The following is a 15,944-nucleotide window of genomic DNA, read 5'->3' on the forward strand; positions in this document are numbered from 1 at the left end:
GCACCCGCACGACGCACCAGCCGAAGGAGAGCACATGAGCACCGACCAGTACACGTTCCAGGACCCGACCAAGATGTACGCCGACATCGACCCGACCGCGCAGCAGCAGGACGGGCCCGGCCTCGACGCCGACCTGGACGAGACCGCGGACCGCGGCGAGAAGACGTACCGCGGATCCAGCCGGCTCGAGGGACGCAAGGCCCTCGTCACCGGCGCCGACTCCGGCATCGGCGCGGCCGTCGCCATCGCCTACGCCCGCGAGGGCGCGGACGTCGCGCTCTCCTACCTGCCCGAGGAGGAGGAGGACGCGAAGAAGGTCGTCGCCCTCATCGAGGAGGCGGGACGCACGGCCGTCGCCATCCCCGGCGACATCTCCACCGCGGAGTTCAGCCGCGAGCTCGTCGCGAAGGCGGTCGAGGGCCTCGGCGGCCTCGACATCGTCGTCAACAACGCGGGCAAGCAGCAGAACGTCGACGCGCTCGAGGACATCTCGGACGAGGAGTTCGACCTGACCTTCAAGACCAACGTCTACGCGATGTTCTGGATCACGAGGGCCGCGCTCCCCCACCTGAAGCCGGGCTCGACGATCATCAACACGTCGTCGATCCAGGCCTACGCGCCGTCGCCGAACCTGGTGCACTACGCCACGACCAAGGCGTCGATCAACGCGTTCTCCAAGGGCCTCGCGCAGCAGCTCGCGCCCAAGGGCATCCGCGTGAACGTCGTCGCGCCCGGCCCCATCTGGACGCCGCTGCAGACCGCGGGCGGCCAGCCCGCCGACGCGCTGCCCGAGTTCGGCGAGCAGACCCCGCTCGGCCGCGCCGGCCAGCCGGCCGAGCTCGCCCCCGCCTACGTGTTCCTCGCGTCGAACGAGTCGAGCTACGTGATCGGCGAGACGCTCAACGTCAACGGCGGCATGCCGACGCCGTAGCGACCTGACGTCGGGCGCAGGCCGGACGCGATCGCGCGAGGGCCGGAGGGGATCACCCCTCCGGCCCTCCGTCGTCCACGGGGGTGGCCAGCGCGGCGGCGGACGCGCGGCGACCATCGCCGCGCTCGCCCGCGATGCGTCGGGTGATCGTCCGATGCCGTGCGGCGAGCACCGCGGTCCGCGCCACCACCTCCGCCAGGGCCATCGTGATGAGCGCGGTCGACCACGTGCCTGCCGCGTGCAGGTCGAGACGGACGCTCGCCTCGGCGATGATCCGCCCGCCCCCGTGGAGGGCGATCAGGCCGAAGGCGAGGCGCCCGCCCATCCCCGCGATCCACGCGGCCGCCGCGAGCCAGGACGCCCGGGCGACGACGACCCCGGCGCGCGCCTCCACCCGGGTGAGGAGCCCGCACGCGATGCCCAGCGCCGCACCCAGCGCGCCGAGGCCCGCGACGAGCGCACGGTCGGATGCGAACGGCGCGACGGCGCCGAGGTACTCGACCCCCGCCCAGGCCACGAGCAGGACCGGCCACAGGAGGCTGAGGAGCGTCAGGCGTCGACCCCGGAGCTGCCGCACCACGAGCAGGATCAGCGCGATGGAGACGAGCGCGTCCGACACGTCCATCCGCGACCCTCCTCCACCTCCGGCATCCGGCCCGTCGGTGCCGGAACAAATACATCTGCATGCGATGCATCTGTGGCAGATGCTATTGTCCATCCAGGGCAGGCGCAAGAGCCCGCGTCGTCAGCGAAGGAGGTGGGCATGGCCGCTCGGGAGCCCGCGATCGACGTCGTCGCGCTGAGCCGGCTCGCCCGGATCCTGCGCGAGATCGCCCTCGAGGCCAGCCAGGGCGGGCGCGACCTCCCGGTGACCGGCGGCGAGCTGACGCTCATCGAGGCCGTCGCCCGGCAGCCCGGCAGCACCATCCGCCAGCTCTGCGAGACGACCGGGCTCGCGCAGAGCTGGGTCTCGACGCTGGCCCGGCAGCTGGCCGACAAGGGCGTGCTGCGGCTCGAGGCGGATCCGGCCGACGGGAGACGCACCCTCGTGCGGCTCGCGCCGGAGACCGCTCGGCGCGCCCTGCACGAGGAGGGGCGCCGACCGATCGGCGACGCCCTGACACGCGCGCTCCCCCATCTCGACGCGGCCGACGCGGCGGAGCTGGAGCGCCTCCTCACGAGGGCCCATGCGCTGATCGCACCCGGACGCATCCGGGACGCCGAGCGCGCACCGGAATAGGGTCGGGGGATGTCCGGCACCACGGCCCGCGTCGGCGGGAACGTCCTCGCGGGGCTCGTCTCCGCCGTCCGCCTCGTGCGTCGGCCGCGGCCGCTGCATCCGCACGGCGTCGCGCTCTCCGGGACGCTGACGCCCGTCGCGGGCCGTGCCGCATCCGGGCTCGCGTGGCTCGACAGGCTCGACGCGCCGCTCGCCGTCGACGCCCGCTTCTCCCGCGGCGGCGGCCTCCCGCCAGCGCTCCCCGACGTGCTCGGGCTGGCACTGCGGATCCCGGACGGCGGCGGCACCACGGTCGACCTGCTGCTCGCGACCACGGGCCTCTCGCCGCTCGGCCGATTCCTCCTCGCACCGCGGCGCGCGCTCTCCGGCGCGCGACTCACCACGCTGATGCCGTACCGCGGATCCGCGGGACCGGTGCTCGTCGGCGTGCTGGTGGACGCGGATCCGCCGCTGCCGGCCGGCGCCGCCGACCTCGGGCGGGCGCTCGCGACCCGGCCCGCCGGGATGCGGCTCGTGCACGCGACGCCGCGCGGGCGGTGGCACGTGGCGGCGCGCATCGAGCTGGGCCACGACGCGAGCGGGCCGCTCGACACGGCGACGCGCGCGGATCCGGTGCTCGCGGCGCCGCCCGGGGACACCACCTATCCGTGGACGCGGCGGCTGCGGGCGCCGGGCTACCGGGCCGCGCGACGCGGCCGACCCGTCGCGTCCCGGCATGCGGCGCAGGATCCGGACGCCTGAGAGCCCGCGAGGAACCTGGGGGCAGGTGATGGAGCGGCAGGCGTCAGGCGCCCCACGTGCAGAACGGGCCGGAGGAGATCCCCCGGCCCGCCCGATGCATCGGATCCGTCAGGACTTGCGGCAGTGCGAGTACTGGATGTAGGGAATCACCGCGTCCGCGCCATGTTCCTGGCAGTCGTCTTCCCCGGCCATGTCGCTCATGAACAGCTTCTGCAGGCTCCTGTAGCACTGTTCGCCGAGGCGATAGGAGTCGCACACGTCATGTGCGGCGACGATGACGCTGTACGACTCGTCGAAGTACTTGGGCGCGATGTACAGCCGCCCCGTCGGCTGACGGCGGTCGCTCGCGGCCACGGCCCCGGCGTCGGCCGGGCGGCTCTCCGAGGAGTGCGTCCACGTGGTCGTGCTCGCGGCCGACGCCGCATCCGTCGGCGAGGCGACGGAGACCCCGAGGGTCACGACGGCGGCGAGCGCCAGGGCGGCGGCAAGGCGGCGGGCGGCGCTGCTGATCTGAGATGACATGGGTGTTCCTTCTGCGCGCGAGAAAGGGGGGATCGCGGCGGATCGAGACGCTAGCGGGTCCTCGGGGCCGGGCCGTGCGCGCGGCCCGCGCCTGTGCACTCGGCCTCTGACCTCCGGCCCCGGTCCGCCGGCCTCCGGACGACCCGCTGCGCATCCGAACGAGTCCGGACGTGCATGCCGAGCGGGACGGAGGCAGGACCCGGGGACGACGAGACGGGCCGGAGGTGGAGACCTCCGGCCCGTCGGGCCGTGCGGAGAGCGCGGGTGCGCTCAGGAGGGGCCGGAGGGGTCCCGGCCGGGTGCGTGCCGCTCGACCGTCAGCGGCCGCAGCGCGACTGGAAGGCGTCGGGGAACACGATGGTGTAGCCGCCGGTGATGTTGCAGGTGCGCCAATCCACCATGCCCTGTCCACGCCGGAGGACGTAGGAGGCGATCGTCACGCAGGCCCTCCCCGTGTGATTCGCCGTGCAGATCTGGACCGCGAGCTTGTCGGGGTCGGTCTGGCCGTACGCGAATCGCGCGAGGTCGTACGGCGTGACGAAGAAGGGGCGGTTGACCAGTCCCGCCTGGCTCGCCGTGATCGAGCCGGCGTCCGCGGTGGAGGACGAGGTCGGCGCGGCGGGGGCGGCGGATGCCGAGCCGGCCGGAGTGGAGACGGAGACACCGAGACCGACGACCGCCGCGAGGGCGGCCGTCGCCAGGAGGCGGCGAGAGGTGCGTCGCGGGGTGGTTCCGAGGTGAGAGGGCATGTGGACTCCTTGTGGTCCGCGGCGACCGTCGCCGGGGAGCGATCGAACCGTAGCGATGCGCTGCGCCGCGCCGGACCGCCTGTGGACGGGTGCCGCCGTGCCGGTGGCGCACCGGAGCGGGGACGGACGCGTGACGCGGACCCAGCCCGCGTCGACGCGCGGAACGGGCCGGAGGAGATCCTCCGGCCCGTTCCCTCCGTCATCGCGCCGGCAGCGTGAGCGCCGGATGCCGCCGACGATCGCCCCCGCGACGCGGGCCCGGCGGTCGTCGTGGTCCGGCACCGGCCGGATGTGCCTCCGTCACCGGCCGCAGTGCGACCGGTGCGTCGAGAAGTACGAGATGGTGAAGCCCTGACCGCGCTGGCACGTGCGCGGGTCGGTCGTCCCCGGCCCGCCCCGGAGCACCAGGGTGAGCGACTCGACGCAGCCCAGGCCCGAGTGGAACCGGGTGCAGATCAGGCCCGCGAGCGCGCGGGGCTGGAGTGTCCCCGACTTGATGTTGTCGACCGCTCGCGGGCTGACGTAGAACGTGCGCTCGATGGGATCCGCCTGGCTCGCCGCGATCGGGTCCGCCTGCGCCGCGGAGGACGAGGTCGACGCGGCGGGGGCTGCGGATGCGGAGCCGGCCGGGGCGGACATCGACACGCCGAGACCGAGGACCGCCGCCAGGGCGGCCGTCGCGAGCAGGCGTCGGGTGGTGGACGGCGGGGTGGTCGTGAGGCGAGAGGACATGGGGCCCCTGATGGTCCACGACGACCATCGCCGCGGAGCAGTCGAACCGTAGCGACGCGCCGCCTCCCGGCGGGCTGCCTGTGCACGTGCGGGCGAGGGCGCGCCGCAGACGGCGGGTGCGTGCCACGCGCACCCGCCGCGGGAGCGGCCCCGGCTCCGGCCCGTTCGGCATCCGGCTACCGAGGCAGAGGGCACCGCTCCGCCCAGGAGGGTCCGGAGCGGTTCCGCGCAGGGGCTCGGCGCGCGTGGATCAGCGGCCGCAGTGCGATTTCCCGAACGAGGGGACGACCACGGTGTAGCCGCTCAAGCCCCCGCAGGTGAACACGGTCACCCGACCGAGGAGGCGCAGGCCGGCCTCCACGAGCGGCACGCACGTCCTCCCCGATCCATGTGCCGTGCAGGTCTTCACCGCGAGTCCCGCGAGGGAGATCTGTTGGCTTGCCAGCATGGAGAGGTCGGTCGAACTAACGAAGTAGGTGCGAGAGGAGATGTGCAGCCATTCGCTCGCCGCGATCGGATCGGCTACCGGGGACGAAGATGCGGACGAGGAGGCCACGACGGGCGTCGCGGTCGCCGGACCGGCCGGCGTGGCGACCGAGACGCCGAGAGCGATGACCGCCGCGAGGGCGGCCGTCGCCAGCATGCGCCGTGGGGTGAGACGCGCGGCGGCGCCGAGGGAAGAGGACATGAGGACTCCTGGTGGTCCGCGGCGACCGTCGCCGGGGAGCAGTCGAACCCTATTGACGCGCCGCGAGCCGTGCCGGGCATCCACAGGAGCGGACGTGAACTCCAGACGGACGACTGGGGTGCGCCGGTCGCACCCGCCGCGTCAGCGGATCCGCTGGCCCGGCCTCCGCTGAGGAGGACGAGGACGAGGACGAGGTCGGAGCGGCGGGGGCCGCGCTCGTCGTGGCCGCTGAGGATCGACCCGCCCGGCCTTGTCACTGCTCGCCCGCGGGCGTTCCCTGGGAGGAGAGCGCCGACGGCGGCGCCGGAACCGGCAGGAGACCCCATGAGGGAGCTGAAGCTCGTCGCGGCCATCACGAGGATCGAGGACGCCGAGGCGCTGGATCCGATCGTCGACCGGGTGAAGGGCGTCGTCACCGCGCTGCTGAAGCCCCGCGCCCTCGCCGACCTGCTGCACGGCGTGCCGTTCGGGCACCCGCTGCACCCGGTCGCCGTGCTGATCCCCACCGGCGCGTGGGTGTCGTCCGCGGTCCTCGACCTCCTGCCCGGCAACGAGAAGGCCAGCCAGGCGCTCGTGGGCGTCGGGATCCTCAGCGCCGCGCCGTCCATCGTCTCCGGCTACGCCGACTGGTCGCAGCTGCACGAGCAGCAGATGCGCGTCGGCATCGTGCACTCCGCGGCCAACGCGCTCGCGACGGGCCTCTACGGGCTCTCCTGGATCCAGCGGGCGCGCGGCAAGCAGACGAGCGGCAAGCTGCTCGGTCTCGCGGGCCTCGGGCTCGTGTCGGCCGGCGGCTTCCTCGGCGGCCACCTCGCCTACCGGCAGGCGGCGGGCGCCAACCACGCGGAGGACGTGCCGCACCGCTTCCCGGTGGGCTGGCAGGAGCTCGGCCAGCTCGACGACCTGCCCGACGGCCGCCTCACGAAGCGCGACGTCGCGGGCCTGCCCGTGCTCGTGCGGCGCCACGGCATGACCGTCGACGCCCTCAGCAACGTGTGCAGTCACCTCTCCGCCCCGCTCGACGAGGGCGAGCTCGGCACCGACCCCACGACCGGCGAGGCGTGCGTCACCTGCCCGTGGCACGACAGCGTCTTCAGCCTCGCGACCGGCGACGTGATCCACGGACCCGCCACCGCGCCGCAGCCCCGCTTCGAGACGCGCGTCACGGGCGGGCTCGTGGAGGTGCGGCTGCCGAACGCGGGGTGATCCCGACACGTCAACCGGCTGGATCCGGGCCGAGAGGACCCGCGTCGACCCGCGGGCCGGCTCGCAGGAGCACCGCCGCGGCACCCGCGAGGACGACGCACATCACGATGAGCAGCGCTCGGTAGGGCATGTGCGCGACGAGCGAGGCCCCGACCGCGATCGCCGCCGTCTGCGGCACCGTGAGCGCCATGTCGAACGCCGAGTAGACGCGGCCGCGCAGCCGATCGGGTGACCGCCGCTGGATGAGGGTCGTGCAGCCGACGACGAGCGGGGGCAGGGCGGCACCCAGGACGAGGGAGCCGAGCAGGACCGCCGGCGCGTCCGGCAGCATCCAGAGCAGGAAACCCGCGGCGAGCGCGGCGGATGCGCCGCCGGCCACTCGCAGCTCCCCGCGCCACCGGATCAGGCGCGCGGACAGGACGCCGCCGACGAGGGCGCCCGCGCCCTGCAGGCTGGCCGTCGCGCCGAGGAACGACGGCTCGAGGCCGAGGCCCTGGCTCACGACGGCGAACACCACGCTCTCCGAGAGGCCGAGCGCGCCCCACACCCCGGCGCAGACGACCACGACCACGCGTAGCGCCGGATCCGTCCGGACGTGCGCGAAGCCCGCGCCGATGTCCGCCCGCACCGACACCGTCCGGTCGCGCGGGGACGGGGTCGGCTCGTCGACCCGTATGACCATCAGCGTGACGACGGCCACGGCGAACGAGACGGCGTCGACGACGGCGACCACGCCGCCCCCGAACGCCGTGAACAGGCCGACGCCCACGACCGGGCTGAGCACGCGGGCACCCTGCTGGACCGTCTGGAGCAGGCCGTTGGCGTCGCCGAGCAGCTCCTCCGGGACGATCGCCGGCAGGAGGGCGGACTGCGCCGAGGAGATGATCGTGGACGCGGCGCCGTAGAGCGTCATGACGGCGTAGACGAGCCGCACGTCGCCGGCATCGCGCACCAGCAGCAGGAGCAGGACCACGGCGCCCGTCATCGCGTTCACGACGATGAGGAGAGGCCTCCGGCGCACCCGGTCGACGAGCACCCCGACGAACGGCGCGGCCAGCGCGGGCGCGGTGAGGAAGAGGAACGTCGCGGCGGCGGCGCCGTCGGATCCGGTCAGCTCCCGCACCCACACCGCCGCGGAGAGGAACAGGGCGGTGTCGCCGAAGATCGAGGCGATCTGCCCGCCCAGGTAGATGCGTGAGCGGCGATCGCCGAACAGTCGCGCGAGGGGCCGGGCGGCGATCCCCGTCACGGGGCAGGGCGCATCGGGTAGCCCAGCACGAGCAGCTCGACGGGCAGCGCCCCCGCGGGCCGGGACGCGGGATCCGTGCGGCGCTCGCCGTGGAGCGGCCGGATCATGTCCTCGATGCGCTGCCGCAGCTCCGCGAGCTCGGCCGGAGTCAGCCAGTACCCGTACTGGTCGTGCACGGCGGCGTCCCGCCACTGCTCCGGGTACGCCGTCGCCGTCTCGCGCCACTCCCCGTACCGCGCGAGCCACCGGTCGACGAGGACGCGGTGGAGGACCTCGCCCGCCCGCCGCTCCTCCGCGCTCCCCTCCGACTCGAGGTGGAGGCCGTCGCTCGTCACCTCCCACGGACGTGCGCGCCCGCCGGGACGCGCGCTCTCGCGGACGAAGCCGTGCTCCGCGAGATGCCGCAGGTGGAAGGAGCAGAGGCTGGGCGACGCTCCCACGCGAGGGGCGAGCTGCGACGCGGTGAGGGGACCGTCGAGCGTCATCTCCTCGAGGATGGCGAGCCGCAGCGGGTTCGCGAGGGCTCGGAGCTCGGCGGCGCCCGTGACGCGTCGCTGTTCGGACCGGGCATCGAAGGACATCCTTCGATGGTCGCGACGCGAGCGACGCCGCGGGCGCGTCCTCCACAGCCGTCGTCGGCGATCAGGCCGTCGCATCCGCCGTCCCGCGCAAGCTCACGACCGCGACCACCGCGCAGCCCGCGAACGCCACGGACCCCGCGATCGTCGGCACCGCGATGCCCGCCGTCGCGAGCGCGCCGCCCAGCGCGGATCCGACCGCCAGGCCGAGCAGGCTGAGCACGCGGCCGGCGGCGCCCACCCGGCCGAGCAGCGGATCCGGCACCAGGCGCTGCCGGAGCGAGGTCGCGCAGACGCTCCAGACCACCGCGTGCAGGATGTAGAGCGCGAGCAGGACGCCCGCGACGACCGGATCCCGCGCGACCGCGAGCCCGGCGAGGCTCGCGCAGCCGAGCGCGAGGGCGGCCGTGATGGTCCATCGGGCGCCGAGGCGGGAGCGCAGGGGCGCGGCGATCGCGGATCCGGCCAGGCCGCCGAGCGCCGACGCCGCGAGGAGCACGCCGTAGCCGGCCGCGTCGAGCCCGAGCCGGTCGCGCGCGAAGAGCACGAGCACCGAGAACGGGAGCATGTAGCCGACGCTGGCCAGGCCGCCGATGAGGGCGAGCGATCCGACCACACGGTGCCGCGCGAGCCAGCGCACGCCCTCCGCAGCCTCGCGCACGACGGAGGCGCGCGGCCCGTCGAGGGGAGCCGCGGCGGGCGAGCGCCGCGGCAGGGCGAGCGCCATCGCGCCGGCCGCGAGCCACAGCCCGCCCGTCGCGTACACGGGCACGGCGGCGGCGAGCGCGAAGAGGATCCCGCCGAGCGGCGGCCCCACGAACTCGTCCGCCACGAGCTGGGTCCCCGCGATGCGCGCGTTGGCCCGGTCGAGGCCGTCCCGCGGCACGAGCGACGGCAGCACGGCGACCGCGGCGCCGTCGGCGGCGCTCTCGAGCGCGCCGACCACGGCCATCACCGCGTAGAGCACGACCAGGGAGCCGGCGCCCGTCTGCAGCGACACCGCGAGCGCGAGCACCGCCACGCCGCGGAGCGCGTTCGCGACCACGAGCAGCGTGCGCCGGTCGATCCGGTCGACGTGCACGCCGACCGGCAACGCGACCACGAGCCGCACGAGCGCGTACGTCGTCGCGAGCCCTGCCACGAGCCGCGGGTCGTCCGTGAGCTCTGCCGCGACGAGCGGCATGGCGACGAAGACGAGCCCGTCCGCGAGGTTGGAGAGCGCGTTCGCACCCCACAACGCCCCGAACGGGCTCGTGCGTCTCACGCCGGGCTCCCCGGGGCGGCGTGCGCCCCGAGGAGCCCGGTCATCGGGATCAGATCCCGGTGCCCTCGGACGCGGCCGTCCCGGGGCCGACGTCCGCGGTGGTCGCGCCGGATCCGGCCGTCGCGCCCGCGGCGGTCGAGCCGAGGAACGAGCTCAGCGCCGTGGCGACGTCGATGCCCGTGGTGTCCTTGAGCAGCTTCGGCAGCGTCGCCATGTTCTCGGCCACCGAGCGGTTGAGCGCGTTCGCGCCGTCCGCCGAGATGATCGTCATGTTGTCGACGTTCGCCAGCGGCGCCGCCATCTCGCGGGCGATCTCGGGCATCGACGCGATGATGCGCGCCTGCAGCGCCTCGCGCGACAGCTTGTTCTGCGCCTCGGCGAGCGCGGCGGCCGCCTCGGCCTCCGCCTGGCCGCGGGCCTGGATCGCGTCGGCGTTCGCCTTCCCGAGCGCGGTGATGGACGCGGCCTCATTCACGGCCGCGGTCTTCGCCGCCTCGGCGTTCTGCGTGCGCTGGTAGACCTCCACGTCGACCTTCGCCTTCTCGGCGTCGCGGGCCGCCTGCGCGTCCTGGACGGTCGCGTACTTGCGCGCCTCGGCGGGGAGCTCCACGTCGATGCGCAGGCGCTCCTTCGAGACCTCGGCTTGGGCGGCCACGGCCGTGCGCTCCTGGTCGGCGACCAGGCGGTCCTGCTCGGCCTTCGCGAGCTCGCCGGCCGCGAACGCGGTGGCGTTGGCGCGGTCGGTGTCGGCCTTGATGGCCGCGCGGCGCAGGTCGAGCTCGAGCTGGCGCTCGGCGGTCTGCTGGTCGTTCTCGATCGCGGCGAGCGCGGAGATCCGCTTGTTCTCGGCCTCCGCGACCTCGGCGATCTGGCGGGCGCGCGCGGCGTTCGAGCGGGCCCGGTCGTCGAGGTAGGTGCTGCCCGGCGTCGTGATCTCGCGGACGTTGAGCGTCTCGATCTGGAGGCCGAGCTCCGCGAGGTCGTTCTTCGTCTGGTTCACGGCCTCCTGTGCCACGACGGAGAAGCTCTTCACGAGCTCGTCCACGGGCCGGTCGCCGATGAGGCCGCGGATCGCGCCCTCGAGCGACTGCCGCACGATCTCCGGCAGTGCGTCCTGCTGGAGGAGGTAGCGCTGCACGGCGCGGCGCACGCCGTCCTCCGTGCCCGTCACCTTGAAGTTGACGGTGGCGACGACGGCGGTGTTGATGAAGTTGGCGTCGCGCGCCTCGGCCGTGACGCTCGTCTGGTACTGCTCGAGGGAGAGCGTGAAGCCCTCCTGGAAGATCGGCCAGATGAAGGTCCGGCCGCCGATGATGACCTTCTGCGGGCTGGAGAACCCGGCCCCGCCCTCGCTGCGCTCGGCGTTGCGGCCGACGATGACGAGCGCCTGGTTCGGCGGCACGCGGCGCACGCGGGAGGCGATGAACGCCACCAGCGCCACCAGGATGACGATGACGACGATGACGGCGATGGCTGTCGTGCCGCCGGATATCAGGTCCACGGGATGGTTCCTCTCGTTGGGACGGGTGCTGCTAGGTGAGGGGGTCCGCGTCCGCGGGCGCGTCCGGCTCGACGTGCACCCGGAACCCGTCCTCGGAGACGACGCGGATGCGGGTGCCGACGGGGAGGCGCTCGTCGCTCGTGGCGAGCCGGCGCTCCAGCTCGCGGATGTGCTCGAGACGCACCTCACCGCCCGCGGAGGACGTGGGCGAGGTGACGACGCCGACCATCCCGACGGGCGAGTACGTGCCGCCGCTCTCCTGCTTCGCGACGAAGCGGACGGTGAGCTGCACCACGACGAGGGCGACGAGCGCGAGGGCCACGGCGATCGCGATCGCGCCGCCGGAGCCGATGCCCGCCTGGTCGGCGAGCACGCCGCCGACCCCGTAGATGGCGAGGGCCGCACCCAGCGCGACGCCCGAGACGAGGCCGTCGCCGCCGCCGATCGCGTCGAGCAGGTCGCCGAGCACGATGCTGGAGAGGAGGAGCAGGAGGCCGACGGCGCCGACGACCACGAAGACGATCACGCCGCCGCTCCGGGGCAGGCCGCCGCGGGCGAGACGTGCGCGCCGACGTGGTGCGTGGTCATGCGGGGCCGATCTGCCGTGTGCGTGTCCCTCGAACGTACCGGGTGATCCGCTCCGCGTCGCGTCCTCGTCCGGGGGCCGCTCGACGCCCTATGCTCCGCGTCGCCGCGCGTAGCCTCGGGAGGTGATCCTCCTGTTCGGCACCCGCGCCCGCGACGCCCTCATCGTGATCGTCACGTTCGCGTGCCTCCGCTGCGGCGTGGCGAACCCCCAGCGCGTGCTGCACCGCACCGTCCGGCTCACGGCGTTCCTCGTGCCGCTGATCCGCCTCCGCTCCACCTACCGCGTGGTCTGCCCGACGTGCGCGCTCGAGACGCGGCTCACGAAGGACCAGGCCATGCACGCGCTCGAGTGGGCCGTGCGGAACCGCGGCGCGCGGCGCTGACGCGCGCCGTCGACCCGCCGTCCGCCGCGAGCACCCGAGCGCCCGAGCGCCCGAGCGCCCGCGCCCCCGGACGGGGTGCTCCCGGACACCGCCCGCCGCGCTCCCAGGAATCCCGACCACGGGTTAGGAATAAGTTTCGCCCGCCGCCTAGAGTGGCGAGTGGCGCCACGCGCCGATTCCATCGACGACGACGGAGGGGATGCGACGATGCATTCGATCAGCAGGAGACAGGCTCTGGGGGTGGGGGCCGCCGCCGCGGGCACGCTGGCCCTCGCGTCCTGCTCGGCACCGGGCGGGAGGCTGGTCAACTCCGACCCGCCGATCCCGGCAGCCGCACCGGGCGAGAAGGTCACGCTCACGTACTGGGCGTGGCTGAAGGACCTGCAGAAGGTCGCCGACGTGTGGAACGCGCAGAACCCGGACATCCAGGTCGAGGCCGTGTGGATCCCCGGCGGCAACGCCGGCGGCTACAACAAGATGTACTCGGCCATCACGGCAGGCGGTGGCCCCGACATCGGCCAGGTCGAGCTCCGGCAGCTCCCCGAGTTCCTCCTCGCGAACGGGCTCGTCGACCTCACCCGCTACGGCGTCGAGGAGTACGAGGACCGCTACGACGAGGCGCTGTGGAAGCAGGTCAGCTTCCAGGACGGCGTCTTCGGGATCCCGCAGGACTCCGGCCCCATGGCCTTCTACTACCAGCCCGAGCTCCTCGACCAGGTGGGCGGCCAGCCGCCCGCCACGTGGGACGACTGGGCCGCCATCAGCGCCGAGGTCCGCAAGACCGGCGCCGGCAACTACCTCGACTGCTTCCCCGTCTCGGACGCCAGCGTCTTCACCTCCTACGCGACGCAGGCCGGCGCGAACTGGTTCCGGATCGACGGCGAGCGCTGGGTCGTCGATATGCTCGACGACCGCACGAAGGAGGTCGCCGCGTTCTTCGACAAGGCGATCGACGACGACGTCGTCAACACGACGTACACGGCGTACTCGCCGCCCTGGTACGCGGCCGCGGCCGACGCGAAGATCTTCGGCGCCACGAGCGCCAGCTGGGGCGACGCCCTCATCCAGTCGGTCTCCGGCGCGGAGGGCAAGTGGCGCGTGGCGCCCATGCAGACGTGGTCCTTCGACGGGGCGTACGGGTCGAGCTACCTCGGCGGATCCACCGCGGCCGTGCTCGCGAACAGCAAGCACCCGGTGGAGGCGCTCAAGTTCATGACCTGGATGACGACCTCACCCGAGGGCATCGACGCGATGATCGAGAACTCCGGCATCGGCTGGTCCCCGGCGACCGACTACATCGGTGCGGCCCGGCAGGAGCCGAGCGCGTTCTTCGGCGGCCAGAGCTACAACGAGGAGGTCTTCGTGCCCGCCGCGAAGGAGCAGAACCTCGACTGGACCTGGTGCCCGCTCACGCAGTTCACGCTGAACACGCTGCAGGACGAGTTCCGCCGCAAGCTCACGAGCGGCCAGACCCTCGTCGAGTCGCTCCCGCTCGCGCAGGAGGCCGTGATCGAGGCCTTCCGCAACAAGGGCCTCACGGTCGAGGCGGCGTCCGCATGAGCGTCGACACGCGGCCCGCGGGCTCGCGCACCGCCGTCCGTCCCACCCGCGCCCCGCGCTCGGGCGTCAGCCGTGGCCAGCTGAAGAAGTCGCAGACCATCGCACCGTGGGTGCTGCTCGCGCCGTTCCTCGCGGTCTTCCTGCTGACCTTCGTGCTCCCGATCATCTACGCCGTGTTCCAGTCGTTCACGACCGTGCGCCGCGAGGGCCTCTTCGGCGAGCAGGGCGTGACCACCGCGTTCGCGGGGCTGGAGAACTACGTGCTCGCGCTCCACAACGACGCCTTCACGGCGTCCATCGGCCGGGTGCTGCTGTTCGGCATCGTGCAGGTGCCGGTGATGATCATCCTCTGCACGATCCTCGCGCTCCTGCTCGAGTCGGCGTCGGCGAAGTGGCCCCAGTTCTTCCGGGCGGCCTACTTCATGCCGTACGGCGTGCCGGGCGTGATCGCGACGATCCTGTGGGGCTTCCTCTACATCCCGGGCCTGTCGCCCATCATCGACATCGGCGAGATGTTCGGGGTCCAGCTCGACTTCCTCGGCGCCGGCACCGTGCTGTGGTCCATCGCGAACATCGTGACCTGGACCTACACGGGCTACAACATGCTCATCATCATCGCCCAGCTGAAGTCGATCCCCGGGGACGTGTACGAGGCCGCGCGCATCGACGGGGCGGGCGCCTGGCGCACGGCCTTCTCGATCCAGCTGCCGCTCATCCGGCCGGCGCTCGTGCTCGCGAGCGTCTTCTCGATCATCGGCACGCTGCAGCTGTTCGCGGAGCCGCAGGTGCTCAGCACCTCGGCGCCCGCGATCGACTCGCAGTACACGCCGAACCTGTCGGCCTACACGACGGCGTTCGCGTACAACGACTACGGCGTGGCCGCGGCGCAGGCGGTCATCATCGCGCTGGCCGCGTTCGTGCTGTCGTTCGTGTTCCTCGGCATCACGAACCGGAAGCCCAAGGAGGAGCGGGAAGCCGCCGCCGCGAAGAAGAAGGAGGCGCGCGCATGACCGCCACGGAGATCCGACCGACCACCGGCGAGGGCGCCGGGGACAAGGCGGAGCAGAAGCGCCTCGCGCAGGCCGCCGAGGCGAAGGTGAGCCGGCCCTCCAAGGTCGGGAAGACGAACGGGGCGGGCACGAAGCCGGCCACGCGGATCCTCGTCACGGCGATCCTCACGCTCGTCGCGCTGTACTTCCTCGTCCCCGTCTACTACATCGTGGTCGCGGCCACGAAGACGACGGCCGACCTGTTCAGCACCAACGGGTTCCTGTTCGCGAACATGAACCTCTGGCAGAACCTCACGATGGTGTTCACGTACGACGACGGCATCTTCGTGCGCTGGTTCATGAACTCGGTGCTCTACGCCGGGGTGGGTGCGCTCATCGCGACGTACTTCGCCGCCGCCGGCGGGTACGCGCTCGCGAAGTACAGGTTCAGGGGATCGAACATCGTGTTCGGCACCATCCTCGGCGGCGTGCTCGTGCCGGGCACCGCCACCGCGCTGCCGCTGTTCCTGCTCTTCAGCAGCATGGGGATCGCGAACACGTACTGGTCGGTGCTCATCCCGTCGCTCGTCTCGCCGTTCGGCCTGTTCCTCTGCCGGATCTACGCGCAGGCGTCGGTGGAGGACGCGGTGATCGAGTCGGGCCGGATCGACGGCGCCAGCGAGCTGCGGATCTTCCACACGCTCGCGCTCCGCTCGATGACGCCCGCGCTCGTGACGGTGTTCCTCTTCCAGCTCGTCGGCATCTGGAACAACTACTTCCTGCCGCTGATCATGCTGGCCGACGACAAGCTGTACCCGATCACGCTCGGCCTCAACAACTGGCGCAGCCAGGTCGATCGGCTGCCCGAGTTCTACCAGCTGACGACGGGCGGTGTCCTCGTCTCGATCATCCCGCTCATCATCGCGATGATCGTGCTGCAGAAGTTCTGGCGGGGCGGTCTGACGGACGGCGCGGTGAAGGGCTGACCCACCCGCGCACGGATCCGGGCGGCCGGGCAGGGCG

At 73.1% G+C, this 15,944-nt stretch carries 18 protein-coding genes; 8 read left to right on the forward strand and 10 right to left on the reverse strand.

Annotated features, from left to right (window positions below):
- Positions 1-34 precede the first annotated feature (34 nt).
- Positions 35-931 carry a glucose 1-dehydrogenase gene (locus ACU4ZT_RS11010; protein ID WP_445337171.1) on the forward strand — a complete coding sequence of 299 codons (897 nt, stop codon included), beginning with the start codon at positions 35-37 and terminating at the stop codon, positions 929-931.
- Between the two features lie 52 nt (positions 932-983).
- Here the strand turns inward: ACU4ZT_RS11010 and ACU4ZT_RS11015 are convergent, their stop codons facing one another.
- Positions 984-1,556, reverse strand: coding sequence for a DUF1453 domain-containing protein (locus ACU4ZT_RS11015; protein ID WP_414748976.1), 573 nt, complete (start codon positions 1,554-1,556; stop codon positions 984-986).
- 138 nt (positions 1,557-1,694) lie between these two features.
- Here ACU4ZT_RS11015 and ACU4ZT_RS11020 point away from each other — a divergent pair, with 138 nt between their 5' ends.
- Positions 1,695-2,171 carry a MarR family winged helix-turn-helix transcriptional regulator gene (locus ACU4ZT_RS11020; protein WP_063070614.1) on the forward strand — a complete coding sequence of 159 codons (477 nt, stop codon included), beginning with the start codon at positions 1,695-1,697 and terminating at the stop codon, positions 2,169-2,171.
- Between the two features lie 9 nt (positions 2,172-2,180).
- The gene (locus ACU4ZT_RS11025) at positions 2,181-2,912 is read left to right on the forward strand and encodes a hypothetical protein (protein ID WP_270981049.1); all 732 of its coding nucleotides are present in this window, start codon (positions 2,181-2,183) and stop codon (positions 2,910-2,912) included.
- Between the two features lie 108 nt (positions 2,913-3,020).
- On the opposite strand, the gene ACU4ZT_RS11030 is transcribed toward ACU4ZT_RS11025, so the two are convergent.
- The 4 genes from ACU4ZT_RS11030 to ACU4ZT_RS11045 form a co-directional block, all read right to left on the reverse strand.
- Positions 3,021-3,434, reverse strand: coding sequence for a hypothetical protein (locus tag ACU4ZT_RS11030; protein ID WP_270981048.1), 414 nt, complete (start codon positions 3,432-3,434; stop codon positions 3,021-3,023).
- A 317-nt stretch (positions 3,435-3,751) separates the two neighbouring features.
- Positions 3,752-4,183 (reverse strand): hypothetical protein, encoded by a 432-nt coding sequence (locus ACU4ZT_RS11035; protein ID WP_445337172.1) that lies wholly within the window; start codon positions 4,181-4,183, stop codon positions 3,752-3,754.
- 300 nt (positions 4,184-4,483) lie between these two features.
- On the reverse strand, positions 4,484-4,915 hold the full coding sequence (locus ACU4ZT_RS11040) for a hypothetical protein (protein ID WP_063070618.1): 432 nt from the start codon (positions 4,913-4,915) through the stop codon (positions 4,484-4,486).
- Between the two features lie 250 nt (positions 4,916-5,165).
- Positions 5,166-5,558 carry a hypothetical protein gene (locus ACU4ZT_RS11045; protein WP_136954252.1) on the reverse strand — a complete coding sequence of 131 codons (393 nt, stop codon included), beginning with the start codon at positions 5,556-5,558 and terminating at the stop codon, positions 5,166-5,168.
- A 369-nt stretch (positions 5,559-5,927) separates the two neighbouring features.
- Between ACU4ZT_RS11045 and ACU4ZT_RS11050 the strand changes: the two genes are divergently transcribed.
- A complete protein-coding gene (locus ACU4ZT_RS11050) occupies positions 5,928-6,809 on the forward strand; it encodes a Rieske (2Fe-2S) protein (protein ID WP_445337173.1) in 882 nt (293 codons plus the stop codon).
- Positions 6,810-6,819: 10 nt separating this feature from the next.
- On the opposite strand, the gene ACU4ZT_RS11055 is transcribed toward ACU4ZT_RS11050, so the two are convergent.
- From ACU4ZT_RS11055 to ACU4ZT_RS11075, 5 genes are all read right to left on the reverse strand, one after another.
- Complete coding sequence (locus ACU4ZT_RS11055) at positions 6,820-8,058, reverse strand: MFS transporter (protein WP_445337174.1); 1,239 nt, start codon at positions 8,056-8,058, stop codon at positions 6,820-6,822.
- A complete protein-coding gene (locus ACU4ZT_RS11060; RefSeq protein WP_063070621.1) occupies positions 8,055-8,639 on the reverse strand; it encodes an ArsR/SmtB family transcription factor in 585 nt (194 codons plus the stop codon). The genes ACU4ZT_RS11055 and ACU4ZT_RS11060 overlap by 4 nt, the downstream gene beginning before the upstream one ends.
- 61 nt (positions 8,640-8,700) lie before the next feature.
- On the reverse strand, positions 8,701-9,900 hold the full coding sequence (locus tag ACU4ZT_RS11065) for an MFS transporter (RefSeq protein ID WP_414764064.1): 1,200 nt from the start codon (positions 9,898-9,900) through the stop codon (positions 8,701-8,703).
- 49 nt (positions 9,901-9,949) lie between these two features.
- A complete protein-coding gene (locus tag ACU4ZT_RS11070; RefSeq protein ID WP_063070623.1) occupies positions 9,950-11,401 on the reverse strand; it encodes an SPFH domain-containing protein in 1,452 nt (483 codons plus the stop codon).
- A gap of 31 nt (positions 11,402-11,432) precedes the next feature.
- Complete coding sequence (locus ACU4ZT_RS11075; protein ID WP_063070624.1) at positions 11,433-11,927, reverse strand: NfeD family protein; 495 nt, start codon at positions 11,925-11,927, stop codon at positions 11,433-11,435.
- A 184-nt stretch (positions 11,928-12,111) separates the two neighbouring features.
- Here ACU4ZT_RS11075 and ACU4ZT_RS11080 point away from each other — a divergent pair, with 184 nt between their 5' ends.
- The 4 genes from ACU4ZT_RS11080 to ACU4ZT_RS11095 all read left to right on the forward strand — a co-directional run bounded on the left by ACU4ZT_RS11080 (position 12,112) and on the right by ACU4ZT_RS11095 (position 15,907).
- On the forward strand, positions 12,112-12,372 hold the full coding sequence (locus tag ACU4ZT_RS11080; RefSeq protein WP_445337175.1) for a zinc-ribbon domain-containing protein: 261 nt from the start codon (positions 12,112-12,114) through the stop codon (positions 12,370-12,372).
- Between the two features lie 207 nt (positions 12,373-12,579).
- Positions 12,580-13,932: an ABC transporter substrate-binding protein gene (locus ACU4ZT_RS11085; protein ID WP_445337176.1), complete on the forward strand. Its 1,353-nt coding sequence runs from the start codon at positions 12,580-12,582 to the stop codon at positions 13,930-13,932.
- Positions 13,929-14,942 (forward strand): carbohydrate ABC transporter permease, encoded by a 1,014-nt coding sequence (locus tag ACU4ZT_RS11090; RefSeq protein WP_063070627.1) that lies wholly within the window; start codon positions 13,929-13,931, stop codon positions 14,940-14,942. Before ACU4ZT_RS11085 ends, ACU4ZT_RS11090 begins: the two co-directional genes overlap by 4 nt.
- Positions 14,939-15,907 carry a carbohydrate ABC transporter permease gene (locus ACU4ZT_RS11095; protein ID WP_063070628.1) on the forward strand — a complete coding sequence of 323 codons (969 nt, stop codon included), beginning with the start codon at positions 14,939-14,941 and terminating at the stop codon, positions 15,905-15,907. The genes ACU4ZT_RS11090 and ACU4ZT_RS11095 overlap by 4 nt, the downstream gene beginning before the upstream one ends.
- The last annotated feature ends 37 nt before the right edge of the window (positions 15,908-15,944 follow it).

It is taken from the genome of Clavibacter davisi, from assembly GCF_052751415.1.

Bases quoted from the DNA above. Each gene is read 5' to 3' on its own strand.
- ACU4ZT_RS11050 (WP_445337173.1), top strand. From the start codon at position 5,928: ATGAGGGAGCTGAAGCTCGTCGCGGCCATCACGAGGATCGAGGACGCC.
- ACU4ZT_RS11020 (WP_063070614.1), top strand. From the start codon at position 1,695: ATGGCCGCTCGGGAGCCCGCGATCGACGTCGTCGCGCTGAGCCGGCTC.
- ACU4ZT_RS11015 (WP_414748976.1), bottom strand. From the start codon at position 1,556: ATGGACGTGTCGGACGCGCTCGTCTCCATCGCGCTGATCCTGCTCGTG.
- ACU4ZT_RS11035 (WP_445337172.1), bottom strand. From the start codon at position 4,183: ATGCCCTCTCACCTCGGAACCACCCCGCGACGCACCTCTCGCCGCCTC.
- ACU4ZT_RS11045 (WP_136954252.1), bottom strand. From the start codon at position 5,558: ATGCTGGCGACGGCCGCCCTCGCGGCGGTCATCGCTCTCGGCGTCTCG.
- ACU4ZT_RS11010 (WP_445337171.1), top strand. From the start codon at position 35: ATGAGCACCGACCAGTACACGTTCCAGGACCCGACCAAGATGTACGCC.
- ACU4ZT_RS11025 (WP_270981049.1), top strand. From the start codon at position 2,181: ATGTCCGGCACCACGGCCCGCGTCGGCGGGAACGTCCTCGCGGGGCTC.
- ACU4ZT_RS11040 (WP_063070618.1), bottom strand. From the start codon at position 4,915: ATGTCCTCTCGCCTCACGACCACCCCGCCGTCCACCACCCGACGCCTG.
- ACU4ZT_RS11085 (WP_445337176.1), top strand. From the start codon at position 12,580: ATGCATTCGATCAGCAGGAGACAGGCTCTGGGGGTGGGGGCCGCCGCC.
- ACU4ZT_RS11060 (WP_063070621.1), bottom strand. From the start codon at position 8,639: ATGTCCTTCGATGCCCGGTCCGAACAGCGACGCGTCACGGGCGCCGCC.
- ACU4ZT_RS11095 (WP_063070628.1), top strand. From the start codon at position 14,939: ATGACCGCCACGGAGATCCGACCGACCACCGGCGAGGGCGCCGGGGAC.
- ACU4ZT_RS11030 (WP_270981048.1), bottom strand. From the start codon at position 3,434: ATGTCATCTCAGATCAGCAGCGCCGCCCGCCGCCTTGCCGCCGCCCTG.
- ACU4ZT_RS11090 (WP_063070627.1), top strand. From the start codon at position 13,929: ATGAGCGTCGACACGCGGCCCGCGGGCTCGCGCACCGCCGTCCGTCCC.